The 4,664-nt window shown below is 74.4% G+C and carries 6 protein-coding genes; 2 read left to right on the top strand and 4 right to left on the bottom strand.

Annotated features, from left to right (window positions below):
• The coding region (locus HUX53_RS27805; protein WP_176406178.1) for an ABC transporter ATP-binding protein at window positions 1-1,295 on the top strand (1,295 nt) is incomplete at its 5' end.
• Window positions 1,296-1,357: 62 nt separating this feature from the next.
• On the opposite strand, the gene HUX53_RS27810 is transcribed toward HUX53_RS27805, so the two are convergent.
• The 4 genes from HUX53_RS27810 to HUX53_RS27825 form a co-directional block, all read right to left on the bottom strand.
• Complete coding sequence (locus tag HUX53_RS27810) at window positions 1,358-1,738, bottom strand: VOC family protein (RefSeq protein WP_176406179.1); 381 nt, start codon at window positions 1,736-1,738, stop codon at window positions 1,358-1,360.
• A 92-nt stretch (window positions 1,739-1,830) separates the two neighbouring features.
• Window positions 1,831-2,130, bottom strand: coding sequence for a hypothetical protein (locus HUX53_RS27815; protein WP_176406180.1), 300 nt, complete (start codon window positions 2,128-2,130; stop codon window positions 1,831-1,833).
• Between the two features lie 50 nt (window positions 2,131-2,180).
• Entirely contained in the window at window positions 2,181-3,149 is a 969-nt protein-coding gene (locus tag HUX53_RS27820) for an alpha/beta hydrolase (protein ID WP_176406181.1), read from the bottom strand.
• A 55-nt stretch (window positions 3,150-3,204) separates the two neighbouring features.
• A complete protein-coding gene (locus HUX53_RS27825) occupies window positions 3,205-3,768 on the bottom strand; it encodes a DUF1349 domain-containing protein (protein ID WP_176406182.1) in 564 nt (187 codons plus the stop codon).
• 81 nt (window positions 3,769-3,849) lie between these two features.
• Here HUX53_RS27825 and HUX53_RS27830 point away from each other — a divergent pair.
• The coding region (locus HUX53_RS27830) for a phosphatase PAP2 family protein (protein ID WP_176406183.1) at window positions 3,850-4,664 on the top strand (815 nt) is incomplete at its 3' end.

The following is a 4,664-nucleotide window of genomic DNA, read 5'->3' on the forward strand; positions in this document are numbered from 1 at the left end:
ACGTCCGGCAGCTGCTGTCGGCGGGGGTCGCGGCGCTGCTCGGCCTGGCCCTGCTGGCGCCGCCGCTCGCGCTGGCGGCCGGCCTCTCGGTGGCGCTCGCGCTCGGGGTCTTCGCGGCCACCGTGAGGCTGCAGTTCCGCCGCTACCTGGCCGTCGTCCGGGAGGCGGAGCGGATCGGCGAGACCGCCGCGGTGGTCGTGCACGGCGTCCGGGACGTCAGCGCGTGCGCCGCCGAGGAGCGCGCGGCCGGCACCGTCGGCGCGGTGATCGACGCGCAGGCCGGGGCGCTGCGCGCGTACGCCCTCACCCGGCTCGTCCGGCTGCCCGTGCTGGTGCTCGGCGTGCACCTGCCGCTGCTCGCGCTGCTCGTCCTGTCCCCGTACCTGACCGCCCGCGGGTTCACCGCCGGGGAGATCGCGGGGGCGGCCGGGTACCTGGTCACCGGGCTGCAGCCGGGCATCACCGTCCTCGTGGACGCCGGCGGTACCCTGCTGCTCAGCCTCGCGGTGATCCTCGGCCGGCTGGCCGAGATCTGCGCCCCGCGCGCCACGCCGCCCCCGGCCGGCGCGATCGCCCACTCCTTCGGCATCGAGGCCGACCGGATCACCTTCGCCTACTCTCCGCACGCCGCCCCCGTCGTCCGGGAGCTGTCCCTGTGCGTCCCGGAGGGCACGCACCTGGCGGTGGTCGGTCCCAGCGGCACCGGCAAGTCCACGCTGGCGAACCTGCTCACCGGCCTGCTGGCGCCGCAGCGGGGGCGCGTCGCACTCGGCGGCGTTCCGCTCGGGCGCCTCGATCCCGGCCAGTTGCGGTCGGCGGTCACGCTCATCCCGCAGGAGACCTACGTCTTCGCCGGGACGCTGCGCGACAACCTCGCCTACCTGCGCCCGGACGCCACCGCCGGACAGCTCGACGAGGCCGTGGCCGCGGTCGGGCTGGCGGACACGGTGGACCGCCTCGGCGGATACGACGCGGACCTACCGCCCGGCGGTGGCGACCTCTCGCACGGCGAACGACAGCTCATCACCCTGGCGCGCTCCTACCTGTCGCCCGCCGCGGTCCTCGTGCTGGACGAGGCGACCAGCCACCTCCAGCCGGCCGCCGAGGCCCGCGCCGAACTGGCCCTCGCCGGACGCGGCGGCACCCTCATCGTCATCGCCCACCGCATCAGCTCCGCCGAGCGCGCCCAGCGGGTCCTGCTCCTGGACGGCCCGGTCCCCGTCCACGGCACCCACGAGACGCTCCTGGAACGCAACCCCCTGTACGCCGAACTGGTCGGCCACTGGCGCACCTGACCCCCGGAGCCGCCCCTCGGTGAGGAGCATGCACGTTGGACGGCCGCGGCGCCGCACCGGGCTCACGGCCAGGTGCGGGCCGACTCGGCGAACGTCTCGGGGGCGCTGTGCACGGGCACCACGCAGAGCAGGTGGCCTCCCGGCGCCCGCAGAGTATGGGCCTCCTGCCAGCTCGACACCGGTTCCGCGCCCAGCGCCGTCAGGCGGGCCACCTCCGCCGCCAGGTCGTCGGTCTCGATGTCGAGGTGGTAGCGCGGCGCGTCGTCGACCGCCTGGACGACGGTGAACAGCCCGGAGACCGCGCCCGCCAGTACCGTGAACTGCTCCTCGCCCGGCGCGGGATACACCTGGGCGCCCAGCGCCGCGGACCAGAAGTCCGCCGCCGCTCCTGCGTGCGCGGCAGGCGTGTCAATGAGGATCCCGACCAGTCGGCTGCGGTGCATGGCGGGGAGGCTATCGGCAACACCACGGCCGGCCAAGGTCCGAGACCGTCGAACTCGCCCCTCCTCCGCCTCGCTCGGAACCCGCCGTCAGTTCATGCGGCGGGGTGGGCGCGGGTGGTCTTTTCGTGGAGCCAGCCCGTTGCGAGGAGGACGGCGATCGGGGCTCCGCCGGTCAGGGCCGTGTAGCCCGGGCCCGTCGTTAGGGCGGCGGCCGTCCAGGCCGCGAAGGCTGCGACGCACGTGAGCATGATGGGGAGGCGGCCCGTCCACGCGACCAGGAGGGAGGTCACGGCCAGCAGGACGCCCAGGACGGCCGCGAGGACCGTGGTGATCGTCCCGGACCAGTCCGATGCCCCGGCCGCCAGGACGCCGTGCACGAGGAAGAGCGGCAAGCACGCGAGCCGCATCCACCAGGGGCCGAGGGGCGTCCGGCCGGGTCGCGCTAGGCGGCCTTCTGCGGGGTGCTCGCGTTCGTGACGCGGCGGGCGAAGGCGCCTATCTCCTTGATCGCGACGAGGCCCTCGCGGGAGATGTCGGCGAAGACCTGGAAGACGTGGACCTGGCCCTCCCAGATCTGGAGGGTGCAGGGGACGTCCGCGGCGCCGAGGCGCTCCGCCATCAACTCGGCGTCGCCGAGGAGGACCTCGATCGCGCCGGCCTGGATGAGGACGGGCGGCAGGCCGGTGAGGTCGGCGTGCACCGGGGAGAGCCACGGGTCGGTCGGCTCGGCGCCGGGGAAGCAGGTGCGGACCATGTCCCACAGGCGGTGCGCCGGGACGAAGGGGTCGAGGGCCGCGTTGGCGTGGGCGGTCTTCGGGGCGATGTCCAGGTCGGCGAACGGCGACAGGGCGGCGATGCCGGCGGGGCGGGGCAGGCCGTCGCGGAGGGCGTGCAGCGGGGCCATGAAGGCCAGGTAGCCGCCCGCGGAGTCGCCGGCGACCACGATGTCGTCCGCATCGTAGGTCTCCAGGAGCCACCGGTAGGCGCCGACGCAGTCGTCGATGGACGTCTGGATCGGGACGCGCGGCTGCATCCGGTAGGCGACCGACAGGACGGGCATGCCCGCGGCCTGGGAGATGCGGGCGATCATCCGGCGGTGGGTGCGCAGCCCGCAGGCGACGAAGCCGCCGCCGTGGAAGTAGAGGACCACCCGGCGGGAGCCGGTGGGGACGCCGGGGCCGCGCACCCATTCGGCGCCGCAGCCGAGGCCCTTCACCGCGGCGGCCCTGGTGCCGCGCGGCGGCAGTAGGAGGGCCGCGCCCAGGTCGATCAGCGGGACGAAGCGCAGGCTGAACGGGGTCCACGGGAGGCGCTCGACGAGCGGGCGCACGACGCGGCGCATGAACCGGGCGGCGAGCCGCGCTCCCGGGCCGCATCCCGCGCATTCCTCGATCACCGGCGCGACCGTCATGTGGCATCCCTCCCGCGCTTGTCCGCAGGAGCTTACCAAGTAAGTGCTTGGGTGCCTATGGGTGCAGGGCCACGTCGGGCGGGCCCGCGGTCACGCGGGTGAACCGGACGGTGAGGCCCGCGCGCTCGGGGGCGCAGCAGTAGGGGCCTGCCGCGGCCTCGACGCCGGGCGGGAAGGGGGCCAGCCGGATCATCTGCCACGGGTCGCCGCCCGCGCGGGCCCGGACGGTGACCGCGTCGCCCGAGCGGCTCGCCCGGAGCGTCATCTCGCGGCCGTGCCAGGGAACGGGGGCCGAGGACCAGTCGGAGGCGCCGGCGGTCACCACCGCGCCCAGTTGGAGGGCGCCGTCACAGTATTCGATGCCCGCCTTGATCCATGTCCTCTCGTCCAGGCGCACGAGGATGCCCGCCTGGCCGAACTGATGGTCGTAGTCGGCGATGAACGCGACCTCGACCGCGGCCTCGGGGGCGAACGGCGACAGCAGGGCGTGGCCGCCGTCGCGGTCGTAGCCGTAGGACGTCGTCCGCCAGAAGTCGCTCCCCTTCACCGCGGTCACGAGGAGCGCGGAACCGTCCTCCGCGACGGCGGCGGGCGGGTTGAGCCATCCGCCGGTGATCACGCTGCGGAATCTACGGGAGGGGTGGGGTCAACTCCACCCCCGGGATGGACCTTTCCTCCGGTTTTCATGGAGGTGGGCCCAGTGCCCCCCGAAGTGTCGGACGCGAAGGTTGTGATGGACGGGAACACCGGCACGGGGAGGGGCACCATGGTCAGCACGGCGGCGGCACGTGGAGTGCTGAGGAGCGGAGCACGGCCGCTGCTCGTCGAGGTCGGCCTCTTGCTGGCCCTGTTCGCGTTCTACAAGTGGGGCCGGACGCTGGTCGAGCAGGGCCCCGGCCAGGCCATGGCGAACGCCGCGTGGCTGTGGGGATTCGAACGGCCGTGGCTGCCGAGCGAGGTCGCGTTCCAGCACTGGGCGCTCGGATGGGAGCACACCGCGTTCCTCGCGAACGTGTACTACGTCGGCGTTCACTTCCCGGGGACGGCCCTGCTGCTGATCTGGCTCTACGTGCGGCACCGGCCGTCCTACGCCCGGGTGCGGAACGAACTGGTGGTGCTGACGGCGGCGGGCCTGGTCGTGCACATGCTGTTCCCGCTGGCACCGCCGAGGCTCGCCGGGATCGGCGCCGTCGACACCATGCTGACCGTGGGGCCGTCCGCGTACCCGGCGGCGGCGGACGGGATCGCGAACAAGTACGCGGCGATGCCGTCGCTGCACATCGGATGGGCGCTCCTCGTGGCGGTCGCAGTGGTCCGGGTGTCGCGCAGCCCGTGGCGCTGGGCGGTCGCGCTGCACGCGCCGGCGACGGTGCTCGTGGTGGTCGTGACGGCCAACCACTACTGGACGGACGGGATCGTCGCCGCCGCGCTCCTCGCCGGCGCCATGGCGCTCCTCGCGGCGGCCGGACGGCTGCGGCGCGGCGGAGCGAAGGCCGGGACGGCGACCGCCGCACC

The organism is Actinomadura sp. BRA 177, from assembly GCF_013372625.1.
Taxonomy (GTDB): domain Bacteria; phylum Actinomycetota; class Actinomycetes; order Streptosporangiales; family Streptosporangiaceae; genus Spirillospora.